A 22,590-nucleotide genomic window follows, 5' to 3' on the forward strand; every position below is an offset into this window, starting at 1 on the left:
CGCACCCGGCTCCGCCGCACTTGCGATCGCGGCCCGTTCAATCGCCGCGACCCGCCTCGCCCGGCTAGGCCAGCGTCGTCAGGATGCGCGGTCCGGCGTCGGTGACCGCGACGGTGTGCTCCCAGTGTGCCGCACGGGACCCGTCGGAGGTGGTGACGGTCCACGCGTCGTCGAGCACCACGGTCTTGCCCGTCCCGAGCGTCAGCATCGGTTCGATCGCCAGCACCGACCCGGGGGCCAGCAGCGGGCCGCGCCCGGGTGAGCCCTCGTTGGGCAGGAAGGGGTCCATGTGCATCTGCCGCCCGATGCCGTGGCCGCCGTAGCCCTCCACGATCCCGAACGCGCGCCCGTGCCGGTCGGCCGCCGCGCGCGTGCCCGTTTCGATGGCGTGTGAGACGTCGGTCAGCCTGTTGCCGGGGATCATCGCCGCGATCCCGGCCTCCAGCGATTCCCTGGTGGCGTCGCACAGCGCCTGGTCGGCCGCGTCGAGGGTGCCGACGCCGAACGTGATCGCGGCGTCACCGTGCCAGCCGTCCAGGATCGCGCCGCAGTCGATGGACACCAGGTCGCCGGGGGCCAAGATCTCGGCGGCCGACGGAATCCCATGCACCACCCGCTCGTTGACCGACGCGCAGATCGACGCGGGGTAACCGTGATAGCCGAGGAACGACGGTATCGCGCCCGCCTCCCGGATCACCGACTCGGCGATCTGGTCGAGGCCCAGCGTCGACACCCCGGGCACCGCGGCCGCCCGCACCGCCTGCAGCGCGGCCGCGACCACTGCCCCCGCCGCCGCCATCGCGTCGAGCTCACCGGCGGTGCGCTGCGGCACGACTTTGTGTCTCCGCAGTCGCGCCAGCGCGCTCATCGTTACTTGCCCAGCGCTTGCAGGGCGCGGGCGAACACTTCGTCCAGGGTGCCGATTGCGTCGACCGTTTTGAGTTCGTCGCGGTAGTACTCGAGCAGCGGCGCGGTCTCGTCGCGGTAAACCTTCATTCGGTTCAGGATGATGTCGTCGGTGTCGTCGGCGCGGCCGCGGGCTTTGAGCCGTTGCAGCAGCTCGTCCTCCGAAACGCGGAACTCCAGCACCGAGTCGATGTCGGTGCCTCGGCGCTCGAGCATTTCGTGCAGCGCCTTGGCCTGCTCAGTCGACCGCGGATACCCGTCCAGGACGAAGCCCGCGGCCGCGTCGGCATCGCTGAGGCGGTCGTCCACGAGCTGATTGGTCAACTCCGAGGGAACCAGGTCGCCGGCGTCCAGATAGCGCTTGGCCTCCAGGCCGAGTTTGGTGCCGTTCTCGATGTTGCTACGAAACAGCTCGCCGGTGGAGATGTGCGGGATCCCGAGCTTTTCGGAGAGCTTCTGGGCCTGCGTTCCCTTGCCCGCCCCCGGCGGGCCCAGCAAAACGACTCTCACTTCAGGAACCCCTCGTAGTTGCGCTGCATCAGCTGGCTCTCGATCTGCTTGACCGTATCCAAGCCGACACCAATCATGATCAAAACCGCGGTACCGCCGAACGGCAAATTCTGGACCGCTCCGCCATTGCCGATTTGCAGGAACAAGTTGGGCAGCACCGAGATGGCGCCGAGGTAGATCGAGCCCGGCAGGGTAATCCTGCTCAGCACATAACGCAGGTAGTCGGCGGTGGGCTTGCCCGGCCGGATGCCCGGGATGAACCCGCCGAACTTCTTCATCTCGTCGGCACGTTCGTCGGGGTTGAACGTGATGGACACGTAGAAATACGTGAAGAAGATGATCAGCCCGAAGTAGATGCTGATGTAAATGGGATCGCTGGGGTCGGACAGGTAACTGCCGACGAACTTGTCCCACCAGCTGTTGCCCACTCCACCGCTGCCGCTGCGGATCAGCTGCGTGATCAGGTGCGGGATGTAGATGAGCGACGATGCGAAGATGACCGGAATGACGCCGGCCTGGTTGACCTTGAGCGGCAGGTACGTCGACGTTCCGCCGTACATGCGCCGGCCCACCATGCGCTTGGCGTACTGCACCGGGATGCGGCGCTGCCCCTGCTCGACGAACACCACGCCGACGATGATGGCCAGGGCGGCGACGCAGACGGCGGCGAAGATCATCCCGCCGCGGCTGTCCAGGATGGTCTTGCCCTCGGAGGGGATGCGGGCCGCGATGCCGACGAAGATCAGCAACGACATGCCGTTACCGATGCCCCGCTCGGTGATCAGCTCGCCCATCCACATCACCAGCGCCGCGCCGGAGGTCATCACCATCACGATGACGACCAGCGTGAAGATGCTCTGATCGGCGATGATGTCCAGCGAGCAGCCCTGTAGCAACCCGCCGTTGGCCGCCAGTGCCACGATGCTGGTCGCCTGCAGGATCGCCAGCGCGATGGCCAGATAGCGGGTGTACTGCGTCATCTTGGCCTGGCCGGACTGGCCTTCCTTGCGCAGTTCCTCGAACCGCGGGATGACCACCGTGAGCAGCTGCACGATGATGCTCGCGGTGATGTAGGGCATCACCCCGACGGCGAAAACCGTCAGCTTCAGCAACGCACCGCCGGAAAACAGGTTGATCAGCGAATAGATCTGTCCGGCCGCGCCGCCGCTGGCCTCCTTGATGCACTGCTGGACGTTCGGGAAATTGACGCCAGGGGACGGCAAAGCAGCGCCCAGCCGATAGAGAACGACGATTCCCAGCGTGAAGAGGATCTTCCGTCTCAGGTCGACTGTCCGCAGCGATGAGATGAAAGCCGAAAGCACTCTTCCTCCTGCGCAGCCGGGGGGTTTCCTGCATTACGCGCCCAACACCCGCAGGCCAGGACGTACGGCCGACTTATTCTGCAGCGCGTCAAACCGTGTACGAGACTAACAGCTGGTCTGGGCAAGCCCGTCCAGGGCCGTCACCGAGGACCCATAAAAACCACAGGAAGCCGCAAGCCGTGGGGCGTAGAGTGCTCTTGGTTCGTTGCATTTGCTAATTAAATGGGGAGAGCATGACACGCACTGACCAAGACAGTTGGGACTTGGCCTCCAGCGTCGGTGCCACGGCCACGATGGTCGCCGCGGCCCGCGCGCTGGCCAGCGAGGGCGCCGAGCCGATCATCCACGATCCGTTCGCGGCGCCCCTGGTGCGAGCTGTCGGCCTGGAATTCTTCCGCCAACTGGTCGACGGCGAAGTGGCGCCCACCGACGCGGAGGACGGCGAACGGGACCTGCAGCTGGAAACGGATTCGATCGCGGTGCGCACGCGCTTCTTCGACGACTTCTTTCTCAACGCCGCCCGCGACGGGATCCGCCAGTCGGTGATCCTGGCCGCCGGCCTCGACGCCCGTGCGTACCGGCTGAGCTGGCCGCCCGGGAGCGTGGTCTACGAGGTGGATCAGCCCAAGGTCGTCGAGTTCAAGACCGCCGCCATGACCGAGCTGGGCGCCTCCCCGACCGCCGAGCGGCGCGCCGTCAGCGTCGATCTGCGCGACGACTGGCCGGAAGCGTTGCGGCGCAGCGGTTTCGACCCGGCGCAACCGACGTCGTGGAGCGCCGAGGGTCTGCTCATGTACCTGCCGCCCGAAGCCCAGGACCGGCTCTTCGACAACATCACCGAGCTCAGCGCGCCCGGGAGCAAGCTGGCCACCGAATTCCACGGCGACTCCGGCCGGACGATGACCGAACGCGCCCAGCAGTTCAACGAGCGGTGGGCAAACCTGGGCTGCGACATCGACCTGTCTGGGCTGTTCTTCGACGGGGAGCGCAGCAACGTCGTGGACTACCTGACCGGCCGCGGTTGGCGGGTGGGCACCCGGGAGCGGCGCGAGTACTTCGCCGACTACGGCCTCGTCTTCCCGGACGACGAGACGTCGCAGCTGCGCAACATCGTCGCCGTCACCGCGACGTTGAGCTAGCCACCCGCGAAAGCCTTACGCCGCCAACGGCTTTGCCGTAGCTCAGGCGGGCCTGGCGGACGGCGCGCGCACCACCATCGGCACGGCGGGGAAGCACCAGGCCATCTCGGTGCGCGACTTGCGCAGGGCCGCGGTGCCGTAACCCTTCTTGCGGTGCTCCGGGTGGATCCAGATGCGCACGTTGACCTCGCCCCCGAGCAGCTCGCCGAACACCATCCCGACCTTCTCGCCGGAATCGACGGCCACGAACCACGCCGCCTCCTCGTCGTCGAGGCGCCCCAGCGCCGCGCTGATCTCGTCGTCGAGGTTGCCGGCCGGCCCGCCGGACCCGTCGCCGGCGGCGCCCATGTCCTCGGTGCGGGCAGCGAAGATGTCGCGGTCATTCTCCGCCGAGAACGGTCGCAGCTCCAGGGTCTCCCCCAAGCTGGCCGGGCGCTCGCCGAGGGTGAAGCTGAGCTGCTTGTTCAGGTCCTCGAGTTCGGCCAGGATCTTGCGGCGCGAGTCGATGGTGAGCTGATCGAACGACATCCCCATCACCGCTTCGGCGGCCACGTGGGAGGTATCGAGCAGGCGGACGATCGCCTCGACCGCGGCCGCCTTATTCTCGGACTCCACCACGACGTCGGCGATTTCATGCCGGCGTTCAAGAGCTTTCAGCAGGGCATCGGCGATCTCACGACGGGCGGCTTTGCGATCCTGGTCGGTCATTGCACCAGCCTAGAACGCCGCCGGAGGGAGCGCGCTACATCTCCGGGTTCCCAGCTGCAGGAACCGTTGGTAGCGGTCCTCGACTGCGGCGGCCCAGGCGGGGTCGGGTTCGACGACGCGCTCGGTGGAGACCCAGCGGGCAGCGTCGGCGATCGAGGTTTCCAGGCCGGCCGCCATGCGCCCGAGGAACGCCGCGCCCAGCGCCGCCCCCTCGGGCACCGCCGACACCTCCACCGGCCGCCCGGTGGCATCGGCGATGGCCTGCATCCACGGTCCGACCCGAGTGCCGCCGCCCGTGGCGACGATCCTTGCCACCGGCGCCCCGCTCAGCTCGATGAGCTGACGGACCACGAAGCCCGACGCCTCGTAGGCGGCCCGGCGCAGCGCTGCCGCGTCGTGAGTGAGGTCCAGCGCGTCGAGCACGGCACGGCGATCCGGGTCATGGAACGGAGTGCGCTCCCCGCGAAGGTAGGGCGACCACACCGGCACCCGCCCGGGCTGCGCGGCGGCCGGGTCGCCGGATGCGACCACGCGGTCCACCCAGCCGAGGAACAGCCCGCCGGCATTGCTCGCCCCGCCGATCTGGCTCTTGCCCGCGGCGGTATGGGGGATGGTCCACAGGCCCGGCACCTGCCGGGCCTCGGGGATGGTGGTCCACACGATCAAGGTGGTGCCGCACAGCACCAGCACGTCGCCGTCGCGGTCGGCGCCGGCCACGATCTGCTCGCACAACGCGTCGATGGCGCCGATTCCCAGCGCCGCGCCGCTGCCGTGCACCTGCCCGACGGCGGCCCCCATGCTCTCCACCCGCGGCATCTGTTCGGGCCGCGCGCCGCGCTCGGCGCACGCCTCGGGGTTCCAGCCCGTCCCGTCGAACAACGGGTACGCGGTCGCGGCGGTGGCGAAGTCGATCACCGCTTCGCCCGCAATGGCGTGGTTGGCCACCGCCGGCGCCGGCCAGTACCCCGCCGCGCCCGGCGCTTGCGCCGCCGTCCAGCGCAGGAACTCGGCGGCCTCGCCCAACGCCGGCAGCGGCTGCACGGGTTGCTCCGGTGTTCGGCCCCGTTCGTCGCCATACAACAGTCCCGGCGTCGTCGGCACGCCCGCGGCATCGACGGCCGTCAGCGACGGCACCATCGCCGATACGGCCACCGCGCGGACGTTCGGCCCGGGGTTCAGCTGGTTCAGCGCCGCCACCGGCCCCCGCCGCCACGCCTCGCCGGCGTCGTGCTCGAGCCGGCCGGGCGCCGGCACCCGCAACTGGTGCGGGATCCGGGCCCGCGCGGTCACCCGGCCGTCGGCGTCCGCGGCGACCGCTTTGACCGCGGTGCTGCCGACGTCGATGCCGATTGTGACGACTTCACGTGACACGGGCGTCACCGTACGCCAGCATTGGGGTTCGTGACGTCAAGACCGCGCGCGTTGGTGACGGCCCCGCTGCGGGGGCCGGGCTTCGCCAAGCTCAAGCAGCTGGCCGACGTGGTCTACGACCCTTGGATAAGTGAGCTCGAGCAGACCCCGCTGCGCATCTACAGCGCAGAACAACTTGCCGAGCGCATCACCGCCGAGGCCGCCGATGTCGTTGTGGTGGAAAGCGACTCGGTCGGCGGGCCGGTGTTCGACTTGGGCCTGCGGGTGATCGCCTCGACCCGCGGCGACCCCAACAACGTCGACATCGCGGGGGCCACCGCGGCCGGAATCCCGGTGCTGAACACCCCGGGCCGCAACGCCGACGCGGTCGCCGAGATGACGGTGGCACTGCTGCTGGCCGTCACTCGCCAGCTCCTGCCCGCCGACGCGGATGTCCGCAGCGGCAACATCTTTCGTGACGGCAGCATCCCCTATCAGCGGTTCCGCGGCTGGGAAATCGCCGGGCGCAGCGCCGGTCTGGTGGGCCTCGGCGCAGTCGGCCGCGCCACCGCATGGCGGCTGTCCGGGCTGGGCCTGCGGGTCATCGCTTACGACCCCTACAACGACGACGCCCGACACGGCCTGGACGAGCTGCTGGGCGAGGCGGATGTCGTCTCCCTGCACGCGCCCGTCACCGACGACACGGTCGGCATGATCGGGGCGCAGCAGTTCGCCGCCATGCGCGACGGCGTGGTCTTCCTCAACACCGCACGCGCCCAGCTGCACGACACCGACGCGCTCGTCGATGCGCTGCGCGACGGCAAGGTATCCGCCGCCGGCCTGGACCACTTCGTCGGCGAATGGCTGCCCACCGACCACCCGCTGGTCGGCATGCCCAATGTCGTGCTGACGCCCCACATCGGCGGCGCCACGTGGAACACTGAGGCTCGGCAGGCGCAGATGGTGGCCGACGACCTGGAAGCGCTGCTGGCCGGCGGTACGCCCGCCCACATCGTCAACCCGGAGGTGCTCGGCCCATGACGTCCGTGAAATCGGTGGCCCACCCCGAAACGGCGGTGCTCGACGCGGCCAAGGACATGCTGCGCCGGGGCCTGGTCGAGGGGACCGCGGGCAACATCTCCGCGCGGCGCTCCGACGGCAACATTGTCATCACCCCGTCGTCGGTCGACTACCGTGACATGCAGCTCGACGACCTCGTGCTCATAGACCCGGACGGAGCCGTGCTGCACGCCGCGGACGGCCGCTCGCCGTCCTCGGAGCTGCAGCTGCACCTGGCTTGTTACCGCGCTTTCGACGACATCGGCAGCGTCATTCACAGCCACCCGGTGTGGGCGACCATGTTCGCCATTGCGCACCAATCGATTCCGGCGTGCATCGACGAGTTCGCGGTGTACTGCGGCGGGGACGTCCGCTGCACCGAGTACGCCGCCTCCGGCACCCCCGACGTCGGCGCCAACGCCGTCAAGGCGCTCGACGGCCGGGGTGCCGCGTTGATCGCCAACCACGGCCTGGTGGCCGTGGGCCCACGACCGGACAAGGTGCTGCACATTACCGCCCTGGTCGAGCGCACCGCCCAAATCGTCTGGGGCGCAAGGGCACTCGGTGGTCCGGTGCCCATCCCCGAGGACGTGAACCGCAACTTCGCCGGCGTCTACGGCTACCTGCGCGCGAACGCCTGATGCGCCCGGTCCGGTTCGGCCGCGCGAGCGTGGCGCGGGTCCTCGAACTCCAATTCGACCTGGCGACACGCCTTTTCGCGCAAACACCGCCGTCCGGCTGGCAAGACAACGCCGACCTGCTGGTGCCGGATTTCTTCGACCCATCCGCCGATCAATGGCACATCGCGATCCAAAGCTGGGTCATCGAGGTCGACGGGTTGACCGTCGTTGTGGACACCGGTGTCGGCAACGACCGCCAACGCCCGCACATGCCGCCCCTGGACCACCTCAACACCGGATTCCTGGCCGCCCTGCGGTCCGCGGGCGTCGACCGCGCCGCCGTGGACGTGGTGGTCAACACCCACGTGCACTCCGACCATGTCGGGTGGAACACCATGCTGGACAACGATTCCTGGGTGCCGACCTTTCCCAACGCCCGATACGTGGTGCCGGCCGCCGACTACCAACACTTCGCACCTAATGGGCCCGCGGCAAGGCGATCGCCGCGCAACGAGGAGGAAGCGGCGCAGCAGCGCGGCGACCAGCTCGTGTTCGCGGACAGCGTCGCACCGATCGCGGCGGCGGGACAGCTCGTCCAATGGTCGGACGATTACCAGATCAGTGCGTCGCTGCGGCTGCGGCCCGCCCCCGGGCACACGCCGGGCTCCTCGGTGCTGTGGCTGGATGCGGGCAAGCCGGCGATCTTCGTCGGCGATCTCACCCACAGCCCGCTGCAACTCCGCCGGCCCGCCGACGCCTGCGCCTTCGACGTGGACGCACCCGCCGCCGCCGTGACCCGCCGCAGGATATTCACCGAGGCCGTTCAAGCGAAGGCGGCCGTGATACCCGCGCACTACCCCGGCCATGGCGGCGCGACGATCCGCGCCGTCGACGACCAATTCGACGTCGATCAGTGGCTCGACATCGATACGGTGTGAGCATGGCGCCGTACCGAGTGGTCCAGTGGTCGACCGGCAACATCGGCAAGCGAGCGCTCGGGGCGCTGTTGGACCGCAGCGACTTCGACGTGGTGGGGGTTCATGCATTCGGTTCGGACAAGGTGGGCCGCGACGCCGGCGAGCTGGCGGGCCAAGCCTCGGCCGGCGTTGCCGCAACCGATGACGCCGACGCGTTGATCGAACTCCGACCGGATTGCGTGTGCTACATGCCCCGCGCCATCGACTACGAGCTGGTGACCAGGATGCTGCGCTGTGGCATCAACGTCGTCACGACGGGAGATTTCCTGACCGGCACCCATCACCCGGTCGAACTCCCTGTCCTCGAAGCGGCGGCGCGGGAGGGACGCGCGACCTTCCTGGGCACGGGATTCGAGCCGGGCTTCATCAACGTGGTCGCCGGCTTCCTCACCGGCGCATGCCGAAAGATTCACAGCGTCAAGCTCGTCGAAACATTGGACTGCACCACCTATCCCGTATGGGACGTGTGGAAAGTGCTCGGATTCGGCAAAGTACCCCGGGAGCCGGTGACGCACATCGACCCGGCGACGCAGCGATACGGCCTCGGCTACTTCGAGACCCTGGACATGATCGCCACCATGCTGGGCGTCGAACTCGACTCCAAAGACGCGTTCGTTGAGCCGGCAGTGCTCACCCGCGATCTCAACCTGGGCTGGGTGGACTTCGCCGCGGGCACCGTCGGCGGCCAGCGCCGCACCTATCGCGGCCATCTGGGCGGGCGCCCCGTTGTCGAGCTCGCCATCTGCTGGACGATGAGCGACGAAGCGCTCGACCCGCAATGGCCCGACCCCAAGGGCTTCAGCGTGGTGATCGAAGGCCAGCCGCGCGTCGATGCGAACATCCGGTTCGGTCACCCGGGCGAGGACGTGATGACGGTGTTGATGGACAGCACCGCCGTCGCGGCGGTCAACGCCATCCCGTTCGTCTGCGACGCCCAACCGGGCGTCATCACCCCGATCGACTTGCCCATCACCGGGTCCCGCGGAGCCGTCACCGTTTGAGTTGCGGCAGTCAGGCCGCCCGGCCGCGCCATGTGCGTGGCGAAACGCCGTGGGTCCGGCTGAACAGCCTGCTGAAATAGCCCGCATCGCCAATCCCGACCCGCCCGGCGACCTCCGCGATCGGAAGGTCAGTCTGGGCCAGCAACCGACGCGCCTCGGCCATGCGGCGATCGGTGATCCACTCGCCGACGGTGCGCCCGGTGCGGCGCCGGACCACGGTGGTCAGGTGTCCCGGGGTGATGCCGAGTTCACCTGCCACGTCGCGCAGCGACAACTGCTCGGCGTGCCGCCGGTCGATCACGTCGAAAACCCCGGCCAGCAGCGGTTCACCGCTGCGCCGCAGCTCGGCAACCACCGGGCCGGCCAGGCGCGCGAGGTCGATCAACAGCAGGGTCAGATGCGCCAGCGCCGCCTGCCGATAACCCTCCTGCCGCGCACCCAATTCCGTTTCGATCGAACGGATCGCGGCGTCCCACGCCCCTCGTCGATCCGCGGGCACATCCAGGCGCAGGATCCCACCGGCCTGTCCGTGCAGGAACGGGAACAGCAGGGGGTGCGCCCGCCACGCCGGCCATGGCGATCGCGCGTCCTCGCCTAGCGCGGCGGGATCGAAGAACACCGCCACGCCGGCGTCGTGAAGCTCCAGCCGTCCGGGCTCGAGCACCCGGCCCGCGGCCGCCACATAGACCAGCCCGGCGACGGGAAGGTACCAGAGCGCCGGAAAGTCGTGAATGTGGCGTCCGCGCTCGATGAAATCGTCGGGACCCGACCGCACCACCGACACCGGTGGCGTGTCCGGATCGGTGCGGTATTCGTAGATCGGCACCCCCGCGCGCCGCCGAACCATCCGAGCAGGTCGCGTCATGTCACCAAAAATAGTCTAACTTTCTCCGAGGATCACCCAATTATTCAGCCGTCCATCGATTCACCATGGATTTCGTGACGAAACATCATCCACATGACTACTTGCCCGCCGCCGGCCACGACGCGCTGCTGCCCTGCTACGACCTGATCTCACGCCTGCTGGGCATCAAACGGGTCCACCAGACCCTCATCGCTCAGGCCGAGCTGGCCGACTGCCATCGCATCCTGGAAATCGGCTGCGGCACCGGGAATCTCATCCTTCGCGCCAAACGCGACTATGCCCACTTGGAGGCGGTCGGATGTGACCCCGACCCGCGGGCCCTTGACCGGGCGCGACGAAAGGGGAACGACGTCCGTTTCGAGCACGGCTATGCGGAGCGGCTTCCGTACGCCGACGGCGAATTCGACCGGGTGCTGTCGTCGATGATGCTCCACCACATCGACGATCGGGCGAAAACTGCTGCGGCTCAGGAGATTTTCCGCGTGCTGCGGCCCGGCGGCCGGTTGCACCTGGTCGACATCGGCGGCGAGAAGGCCACCGACCACGGCCTCCTGGCGCGGCTGATCAGGCGCAATCCCCACGCGGCCGCCAACCTGGGCGATGCGATCCCTCGACTGCTGACTGCGGCGGGATTTGACTGCACCGAGGTCGCATCGGAGCCGCATCGCGTCCTCGGGCGACTGAACTACTACCGCGCGACCCGCCCCGCCTGACGCTGGTCGACAGCGACTTTCACCGCGCCGCCAGCTGCCGCGCCAGGGCCACCCCCAGCCCTGACGCCGTGCCCGCGATGCGCACCCGATCACTCATCCGTCACGGTTGCCGCGAATCGGGGGAAGCGTACAGTGGTGGAGGCTTGTTATATTAGCTAAATATTAGCCTAACTACTTCTGAATAGGGGCGAACATGAGTTCCACCAGGTATGAGGGCGACACCTGGGACCTGGCGTCCAGCGTCGGGGTGACCGCGACGATGGTCGCGGCCGCGCGCGCCGTCGCCACCCGCGCCGACCGTCCGCTGATCAACGACCCGTTCGCCGAGCCGTTGGTGCGGGCCGTGGGCGTCGACCTCCTCACCCGGCTGGCGACCGGCGAGGTGAACCCGGACGAGCTGAACGACGCGCACGACGGCGCGACCGGATCCACCGGCGCGATGTCCCGGATGGCCGACAACATGGCCGTGCGCACGAAGTTCTTCGACGAGTTCTTTCTGGATGCGACGCGTGCGGGCATCAAGCAGGCGGTGATCCTGGCCTCGGGGCTGGATGCCCGCGCCTACCGGCTGGCGTGGCCCGCCGGGACCGTCGTCTACGAGGTAGACCAGCCGCAGGTGATCGACTTCAAGTCGCGCACGCTGGCCGAGCTGGGCGCCGCGCCCACCGCCGACCGGCGCGTGGTGGCCGTCGACCTGCGCGACGACTGGCCAGCCGCCTTGCGCGCCGCCGGATTCGACCCGGCCCAGCCGACCGCCTGGAGCGCCGAGGGCCTGCTGGGCTACCTGCCGCCGGAGGCGCAGGACCGCCTGCTGGACACCATCACCGAACTCAGCGCCCGGGGCAGCCGAGTGGCGGTCGAAAGTGCGCCCAACCCCGAGCCCGGGGACGAGGAGAAACTCAAGGAGCGCATGCAGCACATCTCCGAACGCTGGCGGGCGCACGGTTTCGACCTGGCCATGGCGGGGCTCGTGTACTTCGGGGACCGCAACGAGGCCGCCCCCTACCTCGGCGAGCGCGGTTGGTCGCTGAACGGCGCCAGCATCCGGGAGCTGTTCTCGGCCAACGGGCTTCCACCGCTCGAGGACGACGACATCCGCATGGGCGAGATGCTTTACGTAAGCGGCACACTGGACAAGAAATAGGAGTCTTTGCATGACTATGGAATCGGGACGTACGGAAGGCGACAGCTGGGGACCCGGGTCCAGCGTCGGGGCGACGGCCACCATGGTCGCCGCCTCCCGCGCGGTGGCGTCGCAGGGACCCGACGCGTTACTCGACGATCCGCTCGCCGAACCGCTGGTCCGCGCCGTCGGCCTGGAGCCCTTCATCCGCATCGTCGAAGGACAGGTCGATTTCGAGGACGATCCGCTGTTCAATCGCAAGGCCCGGGCGGAGCAGATCACGGTTCGCACCCGGTTTTTCGACGACTTCTTCATCGGTGCCACCAAAGCTGGTGTGCGGCAGGCGGTGATCCTGGCGTCCGGCCTGGACACCCGCGCCTACCGCTTGCCGTGGCCGGCGGGCACCGTCGTCTACGAGATCGACCAGCCGCAGGTCATCGCGTTCAAGACCGACACGCTGGCCGGGCTCGGCGCCGCCCCGACAGCCGAGCGCCGCGCGATCGCCGTCGACCTGCGTGACGACTGGCCGGCGGCGTTGCGCGACGGCGGATTCGACGTGACGCAGCCCACCGCGTGGAGCGCGGAAGGGCTGCTGCCGTACCTGCCGCCGGAGGCGCAGGACCGGTTGTTCGACAACATCACCGCGCTCAGCGCGCCGGGCAGCCGGGTGGCCACCGAACACGTGCCCGACCCCAACGTCTTCTCCGACGAGCGATTGCAGCGCATCAGCGAACGGTGGCAGCGCTTCGGCTTCAACCTCAACGCGGCCGACCTGTTCTACCGGGGCGAACGCAACGTCGTCGTCGACTACCTGAAAACCCACGGCTGGCGGGTGGAGACACACCCGGCCCGGGAATTGTACGCGCAGAACGGCTTTGAATTTCCCGAGGACGAGATGTCGGCCACGTTCGGCGAGTTGAGCTACGTCGCCGCGACGCTGGCGTAGCGGGTTGGCTAAGGTCTCCCCCATGTCACGCGCTCACGACGACGAGTGGGATCTGGCGTCCAGTGTGGGCGCGACCGCGACCATGGTGGCCGCCGGGCGCGCCATGGCGACGAAGGATCCCCGCGGCCTGATCCACGACCCGTTCGCCGAGCCGCTGGTGCGCGCGGTCGGGGTCGACTTCTTCACTAAGATGATGGACGGCGAGCTCGACCTCGACGCGATCGAGAATGCGTCGCAGGTGCGCATGCAGGCGATGGTCGACGGAATGGCCGTGCGCACCAAGTATTTCGACGACTACTTCGTCAACGCCACCGGCGGCGGAATCCGGCAGGTGGTCATCCTCGCATCGGGGTTGGACGCGCGCGCCTACCGGCTGCCGTGGCCGGCCGGCACGGTGGTCTACGAGATTGACCAGCCCCGCGTCATCGAATTCAAGACGGGCACGTTGGCCGGCATCGGCGCCGAACCGACCGCGACGCGGCGCACCGTGCCGATCGACCTGCGCGCCGACTGGCCGGCCGCCCTGAAGGCGTCCGGCTTCGATCCGACGGCGCCAACCGCCTGGCTGGCCGAGGGTTTGCTGATCTACCTGCCGCCGGAAGCCCAGGACCGGCTGTTCGACAACATCACCGCGCTCAGCGCGCCCGGGAGCACGATCGCCACCGAATTCGTACCCGGCATCATCGATTTCGATGCCGACAGGGTGCGGGAGATGTCCGGTTCCTTCCGCGACCACGGCGTGGACATCGACATGGCGTCGCTGGTCTACGCCGGCGAACGCAACCACGTCCTGGACTATCTGCGGTCCAAGCGGTGGGACGTCGAGGGCACCACCCGCACGGAACTGTTCCGCCGCCAGGGTATAGAGGCGCCGCCCCCGCAAAACGACGACCCGCTCGGTGAGATCATCTTCATCAGCGGCAATCTCACCGGCTAGCTTCCTAGAACCGCGACGGGCCCGGCCACAGCACGCTGGCGCCGCTCAGCGTCTGCTCGACGTTGTCGAGGACGCCGGTGACCGTGCGGCCCAGCAGGGCGGCCAGCGCGTCCGGCAGCGATGCGGCGGCGGGTTGCGACGAGGCGCGCGGCCGCACCATGTCCAGCAGCGACGAGCCCGGATAACTGACGATGCGGACGTCGCTGTCCTCGTCGAGGCCGGCCAGGACTTTGGCCCGGCGCACGGCGGTGCGGAACCCGCCGAGTTCGTCGACCAGGCCGCGGTCCAGCGCGTCGGCGCCGGTCCAAATCCGTCCCTGCGCAACACGATCGACCGCCTCGGCGGTCAGGTTGCGAGCTTCGGCGACCCGCTGCACGAAGTCGGCGTAGAACAGGTCCGCCTCGGCTTCGCGATGCGCCTGCTGCTCCGGCGTGAACGGTGCGTCGATCGACCAGGCGTCGGCATTGGCGTTGGTGCGCACGGTATCCGACCCGACGCCCAACCGTTCCAACAGATCGCGGATCACCAGCTTGCCGGTGATCACACCGATCGAACCGGTGACCGTCGCCGGGCTGGCGATGATCGCGTCGGCCCCCATCGAGACGTAGTAACCGCCGGAGGCGGCGACCGCGCCCATCGAGGCGACCACCGGCTTGCCCCGCTTGCGGGCGCGGGTCACTTCGCGCCAGATGCTCTCCGACGCGGTGATCGTGCCGCCGGGGCTGTTCACCCGCAGCACGATCGCGGACACCGAGTCGTCGGCGCCGGCCTCCCGTAGCGCCGCCCCGATGGTGTCGCCGCCGGCGGTGGCCGTGCCCAGCGGCAGGAACTGCGGCCCACCGCGTCCGTCGACGATCATGCCGTCGACCGTGATGACGGCCAGGGTCGGCTTGGGCCGGCGGCCGGGAACCGGTGGCTTGGGTGGGGCCAGCCGGGAGCGGGCCGCACCGGCATAGCGCGTCAAGTACAGCCGCGGCGGGGCGGCGTCATCCGAAACATCCTCAACCCCAACCAGTTCCGCTATGCGGGCGTAGGCTTCGTCGCGAAATCCGATCCGGTCGAGCAGCCCGGCGGCCACGGCGTCGTCACGCAACAGCGGCGCGCGATCGGCCAGCGCGTCGAGCGCGCCGGGGTCGAGCTTGCGCGATTCGGCGATCGCCTGCCACGCCTGCTGCTGCAGGCTTTCCAGCATCCGGGTGACGGCCTCGCGGTGGGCCGTGGTGAAGCCGTGTTCGGTGAAACGGTTTGCCGCCGACTTGTATTGGCCGCGCGCGACGAATTGGGGTTCGATCCCCGCCTTGTCGAACGCGTCGCGCAGGAAGGTGGCGTTGCTCGCGAAGCCGATCAGCCCGACGCTTCCCGACGGCTGCATCCAGACCTCGCCGAACGCCGAAGCCAGGTAGTAGGACAGCGTGCCCGGATAGGTTTCCGCCCAGGCCAGCGACGGCTTGGCGGCGGTGAACGCGGCGATCGCCTCGCGCAGCTCCTGCACCGCCGCCGGTGGTGAGGCCGTAAGTTGCACGCGGGCGATCAGCCCGGCGACCCGCGGATCCTCGGCCGCGCGGTGGATGGCGGCGACGGCGTCGCGCAGCGCCATCGGCCTGCCACCGGTGAAGATCGCGAGCGGGTCGAAACCCGTGGCCTCCGGCGGCGCCGATCGCAGGTCGAGCTCGAGGACACAGCCATTGGGTACGCCGTGGTGGCGGGCGGTATCTACTCGTACGGCCAACGCGCGGACGTCGTCGACCCCGGGCATCGAGGGCAGGAAGGCGAACATGTTTGCAGCGTACCGACACCGCCGCCGTACGGTGGTGGGGTGAGGTTCTCGATCGCCATCCCCCAACTCGACTACGACCGGTTCGACGCCGAAGGGCTGCGCGCTTACCTGCTTCGGGCCGAGGAGCTCGGGTTCGAGGGGGGTTGGGTGCTCGAGCAGATCATCGGGGACGCACCGCTGCTGGCACCGCTGGAGCTGCTGGCCTACTGCGCGGCCTGCACCGAGCGGCTGCGCCTGGGGGTCGCCGTGCTGGTGACGTCATTGCACGATCCGCTGCAGCTGGCCTCCTCCGTCACCGCGGTCGACCGGCTCAGCCACGGCCGGCTGGACGTCGGCGTCGGGACGGGCGGCGGCTTCCGCAGGTTCGCCGCGTTCGGCGTCGAAAAGGATACGTACATCTCGTATTTCACCGAGGGCCTCAAGCTGATGAAGGCCGCCTGGTCCGACGAACCCCGGGTTACCTTCCATGGCCGGTTCCGCGACGTCGACGACGTGCCGATCCAGCCAAAGCCGGTACAGCGGCCGCACCCACCCATCTGGTTCGGCGGGCTGGCCCCGAAGGCACTGGCCAGGGCGGTGCGCCATGGCGACTCCTTCCTGGGCGCCGGTTCGTCGACCACCCAGGCCTTCGCCGGGGCCGTGACCGTGGTGCGTCGTGAACTCGACGAACAGCAAAGGGACCCAGCCCATTTCACCGTCGGCAAACGCGTGTACCTAATGGTCGACGACGATGCGACGCGGGCCCGCGAGCGCGTGCTGGCCGGCCTGCGGCGAATCTACGGCAAGATGCCCGGCGTCGAAGACGTTCCGGTGTCGGGCACGCCCGACGACGTGGCACGGGGGCTGCGCGAGGTGATCGACGCCGGGGCCGAATACCTGCTGCTCAATCCCGTCGGCGTCGATGTTCCAGAGAACCGGGAGCAGATGGAACGCCTTGCCGCGGAAGTCATTCCGCTGCTGGGCTGACTACAGCTCGGTCGCCGAGCCGCCCGCGGCGGTGATCTTCTCGCGGGCGCTGCCGCTGAACTTGTGCGCGGAGACCTCGAGCTTGACGGTCAGCTTGCCGTCGCCGAGGACCTTGACCAACGCGTTTTTGCGGACCGCGCCCTTGGCCACCAGCTCGTCGACACCGATGGAACCGCCCTGGGGGAACAGCCGATTGAGGTCGCCGACGTTGACGACCTCGTATTCGGTGCGGAATCGGTTGCGGAAGCCCTTGAGCTTGGGCAGCCGCATGTGAATCGGCATCTGGCCGCCCTCGAAGGTGGCCGGCACGTTCTTGCGGGCCTTGGTGCCCTTGGTGCCGCGGCCCGCGGTCTTGCCCTTCGAGCCCTCACCGCGACCGACGCGGGTGCGGGCGGTCTTCGACCCGGGCGCGGGCTTCAGGTCGTGCAGCTTGATCGTCATTTCTTCTTCCCTCCGGTCCCTGCGGCTTGCGCCTCGGCCGGCTCCACCTCGACGAGGTGGTTGACCACCGCGATCAGGCCGCGGGTCTGCGGGTTGTCCTCACGGATCACCGAATGGCGAATCCGTCGCAGGCCCAGGGTGCGCAGGCTCTCCCGCTGCTTCCAGCGGGCCCCGATGGTGCTGCGCACCTGGGTGATCTTCAGTTGGCTCATTGCGGTGCCGTTCCCTCACGCGCGGCACTGGCGGCCAGCGCTTCGCTTTCCCGTCGCGCCTTGAGCATTCCGGCCGGGGCGACGTCCTCGATGGGCAGCCCGCGGCGGGCCGCCACCTCCTCGGGACGCTGCAGCAGCTTGAGCGCGGTGACGGTGGCATGCACCACGTTGATCGCGTTGTCGCTGCCCAACGACTTGGCCAGGATGTCGCGCACCCCAGCGCATTCCAGCACCGCACGCGCCGCACCGCCGGCGATCACACCGGTACCCGGGCTGGCCGGACGCAGCAGCACCACGCCGGCTGCGGCTTCACCCTGCACCGGGTGCGTGATGGTGCCACCGATCAGCGGTACACGGAAGAAGCCCTTGCGTGCCTCCTCGACGCCCTTGGCGATGGCGGCCGGAACTTCCTTGGCCTTGCCGTAGCCGACGCCGACCATGCCGTTGCCGTCGCCCACGATGACCAATGCGGTGAAGCTGAAGCGCCTACCACCCTTGACCACCTTGGAGACACGGTTGATGGCGACGACCCGCTCCAGGTAGTTGCTCTTGTCGCCGTCGCGGTCGCGTCCACCGCGGCCGCCGCCATCGCGCCGGCCGCGGCTGTCGCGGTCACCGCGCGAGTCACGGCTGTCCGGGGCGCCCTGCCCGCCGGCCGACTGTTCCGCCATTATGCGGTCCTTCCAGTCTTGTTCGAGGTCTCGATCATCTAGAAACTCAATCCGTTCTCGCGGGCGGCATCGGCCAGCGCCGCAATCCGTCCGGCGTAGGTGTACCCGCCGCGGTCGAACACCACGGTGTCGATGCCGGCGGCCTTGGCGCGCTCGGCGATCAATTGGCCCACCCGCACGCTGCGGGCCTTCTTGTCGCCCTGCAGGCCCCGCACATCGTCCTCGATGGACGACGCGGCGGCCACCGTGGTGCCGTTCTCGTCATTGACCAGCTGCACGTGAATGTGCCGCGCGGACCGGTTGATGACGAGCCGCGGGCGCTCCGGGGTGCCGGCGATCTTCTTGCGAAGCCGGGCGTGCCTACGCAGCCGCGAGACCCGACGAGTTGCGGATACGCTCTGCCCCACCGGCTTTCGCGCGGCGGTGTCAGCTTGTTTTTGCGCCATGACTACTTACCTGTCTTTCCGACCTTGCGGCGGATCTGCTCGCCCTCGTAGCGCACGCCCTTGCCCTTGTACGGGTCGGGACGGCGCAGGCGGCGGATGTTCGCCGAGATCTGACCGACCTTTTGCTTGTCGATGCCGGTAATCGAGAACTTCGTCGGGGACTGGACCGCGAACGTGATGCCCTCGGGCGCCTCGATGACCACGGGATGGCTGTAGCCCAGCGCGAACTCGAGGTTGGCGCCCTTGAGCTGCACGCGGTAACCGACCCCGAAGATCTCCATCTTGGTGGTGTATCCCTCGGTCACGCCGGTGACCAGGTTGGACACCAGGGTGCGCGACAGCCCGTGCAGCGAGCGGTTGCGCCGCTCGTCGTTGGGGCGGGTGACCACGATGGCGCCGTCGTCGTTGCGGGCCACCGTAATCGGTTCGGCGACGGTCAGATTCAGGCTGCCCTTGGGCCCCTTCACCGAGACGTTCTGGCCCTCGATCGTTACGTCGACTCCGGTGGGAACCGGAACCGGCTGCTTACCAATGCGCGACATGTCTACTCCCTCACCACACGTACGCGAGGACTTCGCCGCCCACGCCCTGTCTGGCTGCCTGACGATCGGTCAGCAGGCCCGAGGAGGTCGAGATGATCGCCACACCCAGGCCGCCGAGCACGCGCGGCAGGTTGGTGGATTTCGCGTACACCCGCAGACCGGGCTTGGACACTCGCCGCAGTCCGGCGATGCTGCGCTCCCGGCTCGGTCCGTACTTGAGCTGGACGATCAGCGACTTGCCCACCCGAGCGTCTTCGGTCCGGTAATCGCTGATGTAACCCTCGCTCTTGAGGATCTGGGCGATGTTGGCCTTGATCTTGGAGTGCGGCAACGCCACCTCGTCGTGATACGCCGAATTGGCGTTGCGCAGACGTGTCAAGAAGTCTGCGATCGGATCCGTCATCGTCATCGAGCGCCACTCCTCTTCATCGCTGCGCTCTGCATCGTCGTTGTCGCAGTCATGACAGTGTCTGTCACCTTCCTCGCGGTGGTTCCCGGTCAGGGCCTGTCGCGTGCCTGTTCTGGGTTGGTCTAGGGGTCCTGGCTCTTACCAGCTGCTCTTTTGCACGCCGGGCAGCTCGCCCGCGTGCGCCATCTCGCGCAGGCAGATCCTGCACAGGCCGAATTTGCGGAAGACCGCGCGCGGGCGGCCGCACCTGTTGCAGCGCGTGTAGCCGCGCACCGCGAACTTCGGCTTGCGTGCGGCCTTGTTGACCAGTGCCTTCTTCGCCATCTACTCAGTTCTCCTTGAAGGGAAAGCCGAGGGCCCGCAACAGCGCTCGTCCTTCGTCGTCGGTCGTCGCCGAGGTGACGACGTTGATGTCCATGCCGCGAACCCGGTCGATCTTGTCCACGTCGATCTCGTGGAACACCGACTGCTCGGCCAGCCCGAACGTGTAGTTGCCCACACCGTCGAACTGCTTGGGCGAAAGCCCGCGGAAGTCACGGATACGGGGCAACGCGATCGAGGTGAGGCGGTCCAGGAACTCCCACATGCGGTCTCCGCGCAGGGTGACGCGGGCGCCGATCGGCATGCCCTCGCGCAGCTTGAACTGCGCGATGGACTTGCGCGCCCTGCGAATCTCGGGCTTTTGCCCGGTGATCAGCGCAAGGTCGTTGACCGCGCCGTTGATCAGCTTCGCGTCCCGCGCCGCATCGCCAACGCCCATGTTGACAACAACTTTCGTCACGGTCGGGATCTGCATGACGTTCCCGTAACCGAACTGCTGCTGCAACGAATCGCGAATCTCGCCGCGGTAGCGCTCTTTCAGGCGGGGCTGAACTTTCTCTGCGGTGGTCATCAGATGTCCTTGCCGTTGCGCTTGGAGATACGAACCCGCTTGCCGGTCTCCTCGTCGACCCGGTAGCCGACGCGGGTGGGCTTGCCGTCGGAGTCGACCACCATCACGTTGGAGGCATCGATCGGCGCCTCCTGGGTGACGATCCCACCCGACTGGGCTCCGCGCTGGTTGCTCGAAACCGCGGTGTGCTTCTTGATCGAGTTGACGCCCTGGACCAGGACCCGGTTGCGCTCCGGGTAAACCTTGAGCACCTTGCCTTTGGCGCCCTTGTCCTTGCCGGCGATGACCAGGACGGTGTCGTCCTTCTTGATTTTCACTACAACACCTCCGGGGCCAGCGAAATGATCTTCATGAACCGCTTCTCACGCAGCTCGCGGCCGACGGGGCCGAAGATGCGCGTGCCGCGCGGGTCGTTGTCGGGCTTGATGATCACCGCGGCGTTCTCGTCGAACTTGATGTAGCTGCCGTCCGGGCGGCGGCGCTCCTTGACGGTGCGCACCACGACGGCCTTGACCACATCCCCGCGCTTGACGTTGCCGCCGGGAATGGCGTCCTTGACGGTGGCGACGATGACGTCTCCGATGCCGGCGTAGCGTCGCGACGAACCGCCGAGCACCCGGATGCACAAGATCTCCTTGGCGCCGGTGTTGTCGGCGACCTTCAGCCGCGATTCCTGCTGAATCACTCGATCTCCTGACCTGGTTGCGTGTGCACGGCAGGAGGCAAGCCACAGCCCACCGAATAACCTGACATGCGCGGTCTTTGTCACCGAAGGGCACGCGGGGCCGATTCGCACCGGCCGAGGTCTGCCCAAGGCAACCCCTAGAGTCTAGGTGACGACCAGCTCAGAGCCAAATTCGCGGCCGAGGCGGCTTTGGGGCGGGCTCAAGGAGCCGTTCCCCCGATTCTCCGGATATCTGCGAGGTGGTGCACGCCTTCGTGCATCGCCTGGCGCACGAACCAGCGGGCGGTGCGCTGTTCGCCCGGCAACCGGGTCGCGGTGCGGTCCCAGTCGTGGTCTTTGACGCGCGCGACCTCGTCGCGGAAGCCCGCCACGGCGGCGGCGAGCTCGACGAGCGTGGCGTCGATGTCGCAATCGTTGTACCGGAAGCGGCGGGCCCGCAGATCGTTGAACATCGGCTCGCACGCGGGCTCGTGCTCGGTGCGGACGCGGTGCAGCCGGATGGTGAAGGAGACGTAGACGTCGCGCAGATGACAGAGGTATTCGGCGACCGACCACACTTCGGGGCTGGGCCGTGACCGCCGCGCCCCGGGCGGGATCACGGAGATCGCCTCACGAACCGCGTCCGGCAGACCGGCGATGACACCGACCGCGTCGTCGGTCCGAGTGTCCGAGTACCTCATTCCACAATCAGCGCAGGCGTGATCTTCGGCCGCCAGTGGGGGCAGGGACGCGGGCATCTCCAAATCCTCCCCCCAGCTCGGTGGCGGCCGGTTCGCGACCACCCGCCGGGCTGCAGGGCATCCCCGGACTCAGCCGTCGATGTGCATCGGCGGGTCGGCGAAGGCGGGATCCGACGGGCGCTGGTCGGGCCCCATCGACTCGCAGTGCCCGTCGGGCACCAGGTAGGAACTGGCGCCGTTGGGAATCAAGCGGGGAACGGCCACGCAACGTTGCCAGGTGCCGTCGGGCTGGACCGGCCCGTCGCACTTACTGAGGACATTTCCTCCGTACTGGCAGCCCGCGCTGGCCGGCGGCGCCGAGGCGATCAGCTCCGCGGCCAGGAGCAGGCTGGCGAATCCTCCGACGATGCCGCGCTTCATGCTTGCCTCCCGTCACCAGCCCAGCCAGCAAGTACTGACGCTACCGCTTGGGTAAGTGGCATTGGCTGCCTTTGAGGTCTCGATTCGCGTGCCAGGCGAGTGGCGCCTGTTCGCGGTCGTATAACCCCTTGACCGGCCGTCAAAACGGCGGTGGTTCGTCGTCGGGCGGCGGTGCGGGTCCGGCACGTTGTGCTCGGCGGGCTTGGTGGTTGTTGCGGCGTTCGGTGGCTACCCGGGAGGCGCGGTCTTGGGCGCGGGTGCGGCGGCGTTTGG

The 22,590-nt window shown here is 68.3% G+C and carries 29 protein-coding genes; 10 read left to right on the top strand and 19 right to left on the bottom strand.

What is annotated here, in order from left to right; translation table 11 throughout:
• Positions 1–64: 64 nt before the first annotated feature.
• From map to secY, 3 genes are read right to left on the bottom strand one after another with little or no spacing between them, the layout of a single operon-like run.
• Positions 65–868, bottom strand: coding sequence for a type I methionyl aminopeptidase (gene map / locus A5773_RS21660; RefSeq protein ID WP_067792462.1), 804 nt, complete (start codon positions 866–868; stop codon positions 65–67).
• Positions 869–870: 2 nt separating this feature from the next.
• Complete coding sequence (locus A5773_RS21665) at positions 871–1,416, bottom strand: adenylate kinase (RefSeq protein ID WP_066945814.1); 546 nt, start codon at positions 1,414–1,416, stop codon at positions 871–873.
• Entirely contained in the window at positions 1,413–2,738 is a 1,326-nt protein-coding gene (secY, locus tag A5773_RS21670) for a preprotein translocase subunit SecY (protein ID WP_066945817.1), read from the bottom strand. Before secY ends, A5773_RS21665 begins: the two co-directional genes overlap by 4 nt.
• A 233-nt stretch (positions 2,739–2,971) precedes the next feature.
• On the opposite strand from secY, the gene A5773_RS21675 reads away from it, so the two are divergent.
• On the top strand, positions 2,972–3,877 hold the full coding sequence (locus A5773_RS21675; protein WP_067792467.1) for a class I SAM-dependent methyltransferase: 906 nt from the start codon (positions 2,972–2,974) through the stop codon (positions 3,875–3,877).
• A 42-nt stretch (positions 3,878–3,919) separates the two neighbouring features.
• Here A5773_RS21675 and A5773_RS21680 read toward each other — a convergent pair whose 3' ends face one another.
• Positions 3,920–4,585 carry a GNAT family N-acetyltransferase gene (locus tag A5773_RS21680; RefSeq protein ID WP_067792470.1) on the bottom strand — a complete coding sequence of 222 codons (666 nt, stop codon included), beginning with the start codon at positions 4,583–4,585 and terminating at the stop codon, positions 3,920–3,922.
• Positions 4,586–4,594: 9 nt separating this feature from the next.
• Positions 4,595–5,956, bottom strand: a complete 1,362-nt coding sequence (locus A5773_RS21685) for an FGGY-family carbohydrate kinase (protein ID WP_067792517.1) — start codon at positions 5,954–5,956, stop codon at positions 4,595–4,597.
• Between the two features lie 30 nt (positions 5,957–5,986).
• Between A5773_RS21685 and A5773_RS21690 the strand changes: the two genes are divergently transcribed.
• From A5773_RS21690 to A5773_RS21705, 4 genes are read left to right on the top strand one after another with little or no spacing between them, the layout of a single operon-like run.
• The gene (locus A5773_RS21690; protein ID WP_067792519.1) at positions 5,987–6,976 is read left to right on the top strand and encodes an NAD(P)-dependent oxidoreductase; all 990 of its coding nucleotides are present in this window, start codon (positions 5,987–5,989) and stop codon (positions 6,974–6,976) included.
• Positions 6,973–7,635, top strand: coding sequence for an L-fuculose-phosphate aldolase (locus A5773_RS21695; RefSeq protein WP_156744916.1), 663 nt, complete (start codon positions 6,973–6,975; stop codon positions 7,633–7,635). Before A5773_RS21690 ends, A5773_RS21695 begins: the two co-directional genes overlap by 4 nt.
• Complete coding sequence (locus A5773_RS21700) at positions 7,635–8,552, top strand: MBL fold metallo-hydrolase (protein ID WP_067792473.1); 918 nt, start codon at positions 7,635–7,637, stop codon at positions 8,550–8,552. The genes A5773_RS21695 and A5773_RS21700 overlap by 1 nt, the downstream gene beginning before the upstream one ends.
• A 2-nt stretch (positions 8,553–8,554) precedes the next feature.
• Complete coding sequence (locus A5773_RS21705; RefSeq protein WP_067792476.1) at positions 8,555–9,592, top strand: dihydrodipicolinate reductase; 1,038 nt, start codon at positions 8,555–8,557, stop codon at positions 9,590–9,592.
• Positions 9,593–9,602: 10 nt separating this feature from the next.
• On the opposite strand, the gene A5773_RS21710 is transcribed toward A5773_RS21705, so the two are convergent.
• On the bottom strand, positions 9,603–10,457 hold the full coding sequence (locus A5773_RS21710) for an AraC family transcriptional regulator (protein ID WP_067792480.1): 855 nt from the start codon (positions 10,455–10,457) through the stop codon (positions 9,603–9,605).
• A gap of 74 nt (positions 10,458–10,531) precedes the next feature.
• Here A5773_RS21710 and A5773_RS21715 point away from each other — a divergent pair, with 74 nt between their 5' ends.
• The 4 genes from A5773_RS21715 to A5773_RS21730 all read left to right on the top strand — a co-directional run bounded on the left by A5773_RS21715 (position 10,532) and on the right by A5773_RS21730 (position 14,176).
• A complete protein-coding gene (locus tag A5773_RS21715; protein WP_369817387.1) occupies positions 10,532–11,170 on the top strand; it encodes a class I SAM-dependent methyltransferase in 639 nt (212 codons plus the stop codon).
• A gap of 193 nt (positions 11,171–11,363) precedes the next feature.
• Complete coding sequence (locus A5773_RS21720) at positions 11,364–12,314, top strand: class I SAM-dependent methyltransferase (RefSeq protein ID WP_067792486.1); 951 nt, start codon at positions 11,364–11,366, stop codon at positions 12,312–12,314.
• Positions 12,315–12,330: 16 nt separating this feature from the next.
• Positions 12,331–13,239 (top strand): class I SAM-dependent methyltransferase, encoded by a 909-nt coding sequence (locus A5773_RS21725; protein WP_067792489.1) that lies wholly within the window; start codon positions 12,331–12,333, stop codon positions 13,237–13,239.
• Between the two features lie 22 nt (positions 13,240–13,261).
• Complete coding sequence (locus tag A5773_RS21730; protein ID WP_067792492.1) at positions 13,262–14,176, top strand: class I SAM-dependent methyltransferase; 915 nt, start codon at positions 13,262–13,264, stop codon at positions 14,174–14,176.
• A gap of 4 nt (positions 14,177–14,180) precedes the next feature.
• Here A5773_RS21730 and sppA read toward each other — a convergent pair whose 3' ends face one another.
• Complete coding sequence (sppA, locus tag A5773_RS21735) at positions 14,181–15,953, bottom strand: signal peptide peptidase SppA (protein WP_067263497.1); 1,773 nt, start codon at positions 15,951–15,953, stop codon at positions 14,181–14,183.
• 39 nt (positions 15,954–15,992) lie between these two features.
• On the opposite strand from sppA, the gene A5773_RS21740 reads away from it, so the two are divergent.
• Positions 15,993–16,919, top strand: a complete 927-nt coding sequence (locus tag A5773_RS21740) for an LLM class flavin-dependent oxidoreductase (RefSeq protein ID WP_067792495.1) — start codon at positions 15,993–15,995, stop codon at positions 16,917–16,919.
• On the opposite strand, the gene rplO is transcribed toward A5773_RS21740, so the two are convergent.
• The 12 genes from rplO to A5773_RS21800 all read right to left on the bottom strand — a co-directional run bounded on the left by rplO (position 16,920) and on the right by A5773_RS21800 (position 22,317).
• Positions 16,920–17,360: a 50S ribosomal protein L15 gene (gene rplO / locus A5773_RS21745; RefSeq protein WP_067263503.1), complete on the bottom strand. Its 441-nt coding sequence runs from the start codon at positions 17,358–17,360 to the stop codon at positions 16,920–16,922.
• Positions 17,357–17,572: a 50S ribosomal protein L30 gene (gene rpmD / locus A5773_RS21750; RefSeq protein ID WP_046185988.1), complete on the bottom strand. Its 216-nt coding sequence runs from the start codon at positions 17,570–17,572 to the stop codon at positions 17,357–17,359. The genes rplO and rpmD overlap by 4 nt, the downstream gene beginning before the upstream one ends.
• The gene (gene rpsE, locus A5773_RS21755; RefSeq protein WP_066945871.1) at positions 17,569–18,243 is read right to left on the bottom strand and encodes a 30S ribosomal protein S5; all 675 of its coding nucleotides are present in this window, start codon (positions 18,241–18,243) and stop codon (positions 17,569–17,571) included. The genes rpmD and rpsE overlap by 4 nt, the downstream gene beginning before the upstream one ends.
• 38 nt (positions 18,244–18,281) lie before the next feature.
• Positions 18,282–18,650, bottom strand: coding sequence for a 50S ribosomal protein L18 (gene rplR / locus A5773_RS21760; protein WP_082948339.1), 369 nt, complete (start codon positions 18,648–18,650; stop codon positions 18,282–18,284).
• A 41-nt stretch (positions 18,651–18,691) separates the two neighbouring features.
• Positions 18,692–19,231 carry a 50S ribosomal protein L6 gene (gene rplF, locus A5773_RS21765; RefSeq protein WP_067263506.1) on the bottom strand — a complete coding sequence of 180 codons (540 nt, stop codon included), beginning with the start codon at positions 19,229–19,231 and terminating at the stop codon, positions 18,692–18,694.
• Positions 19,232–19,241: 10 nt separating this feature from the next.
• Positions 19,242–19,640 carry a 30S ribosomal protein S8 gene (gene rpsH, locus A5773_RS21770; protein ID WP_066945882.1) on the bottom strand — a complete coding sequence of 133 codons (399 nt, stop codon included), beginning with the start codon at positions 19,638–19,640 and terminating at the stop codon, positions 19,242–19,244.
• A 138-nt stretch (positions 19,641–19,778) separates the two neighbouring features.
• Positions 19,779–19,964: a type Z 30S ribosomal protein S14 gene (locus tag A5773_RS21775; RefSeq protein ID WP_007167851.1), complete on the bottom strand. Its 186-nt coding sequence runs from the start codon at positions 19,962–19,964 to the stop codon at positions 19,779–19,781.
• 4 nt (positions 19,965–19,968) lie between these two features.
• Positions 19,969–20,532 (bottom strand): 50S ribosomal protein L5, encoded by a 564-nt coding sequence (rplE, locus tag A5773_RS21780; protein WP_067792498.1) that lies wholly within the window; start codon positions 20,530–20,532, stop codon positions 19,969–19,971.
• Positions 20,532–20,849 (bottom strand): 50S ribosomal protein L24, encoded by a 318-nt coding sequence (rplX, locus tag A5773_RS21785; RefSeq protein WP_066945894.1) that lies wholly within the window; start codon positions 20,847–20,849, stop codon positions 20,532–20,534. Before rplX ends, rplE begins: the two co-directional genes overlap by 1 nt.
• Positions 20,849–21,217 carry a 50S ribosomal protein L14 gene (gene rplN / locus A5773_RS21790; RefSeq protein WP_003403649.1) on the bottom strand — a complete coding sequence of 123 codons (369 nt, stop codon included), beginning with the start codon at positions 21,215–21,217 and terminating at the stop codon, positions 20,849–20,851. Before rplN ends, rplX begins: the two co-directional genes overlap by 1 nt.
• Positions 21,218–21,417: 200 nt before the next feature.
• Positions 21,418–21,897 (bottom strand): DinB family protein, encoded by a 480-nt coding sequence (locus tag A5773_RS21795; protein ID WP_232001930.1) that lies wholly within the window; start codon positions 21,895–21,897, stop codon positions 21,418–21,420.
• Positions 21,898–22,026: 129 nt separating this feature from the next.
• A complete protein-coding gene (locus A5773_RS21800) occupies positions 22,027–22,317 on the bottom strand; it encodes a hypothetical protein (protein WP_067792501.1) in 291 nt (96 codons plus the stop codon).
• Between the last annotated feature and the right edge of the window lie 273 nt (positions 22,318–22,590).

Source organism: Mycobacterium sp. 852014-52450_SCH5900713 (assembly GCF_001667075.1).
Taxonomy (GTDB): Bacteria; Actinomycetota; Actinomycetes; order Mycobacteriales; family Mycobacteriaceae; genus Mycobacterium.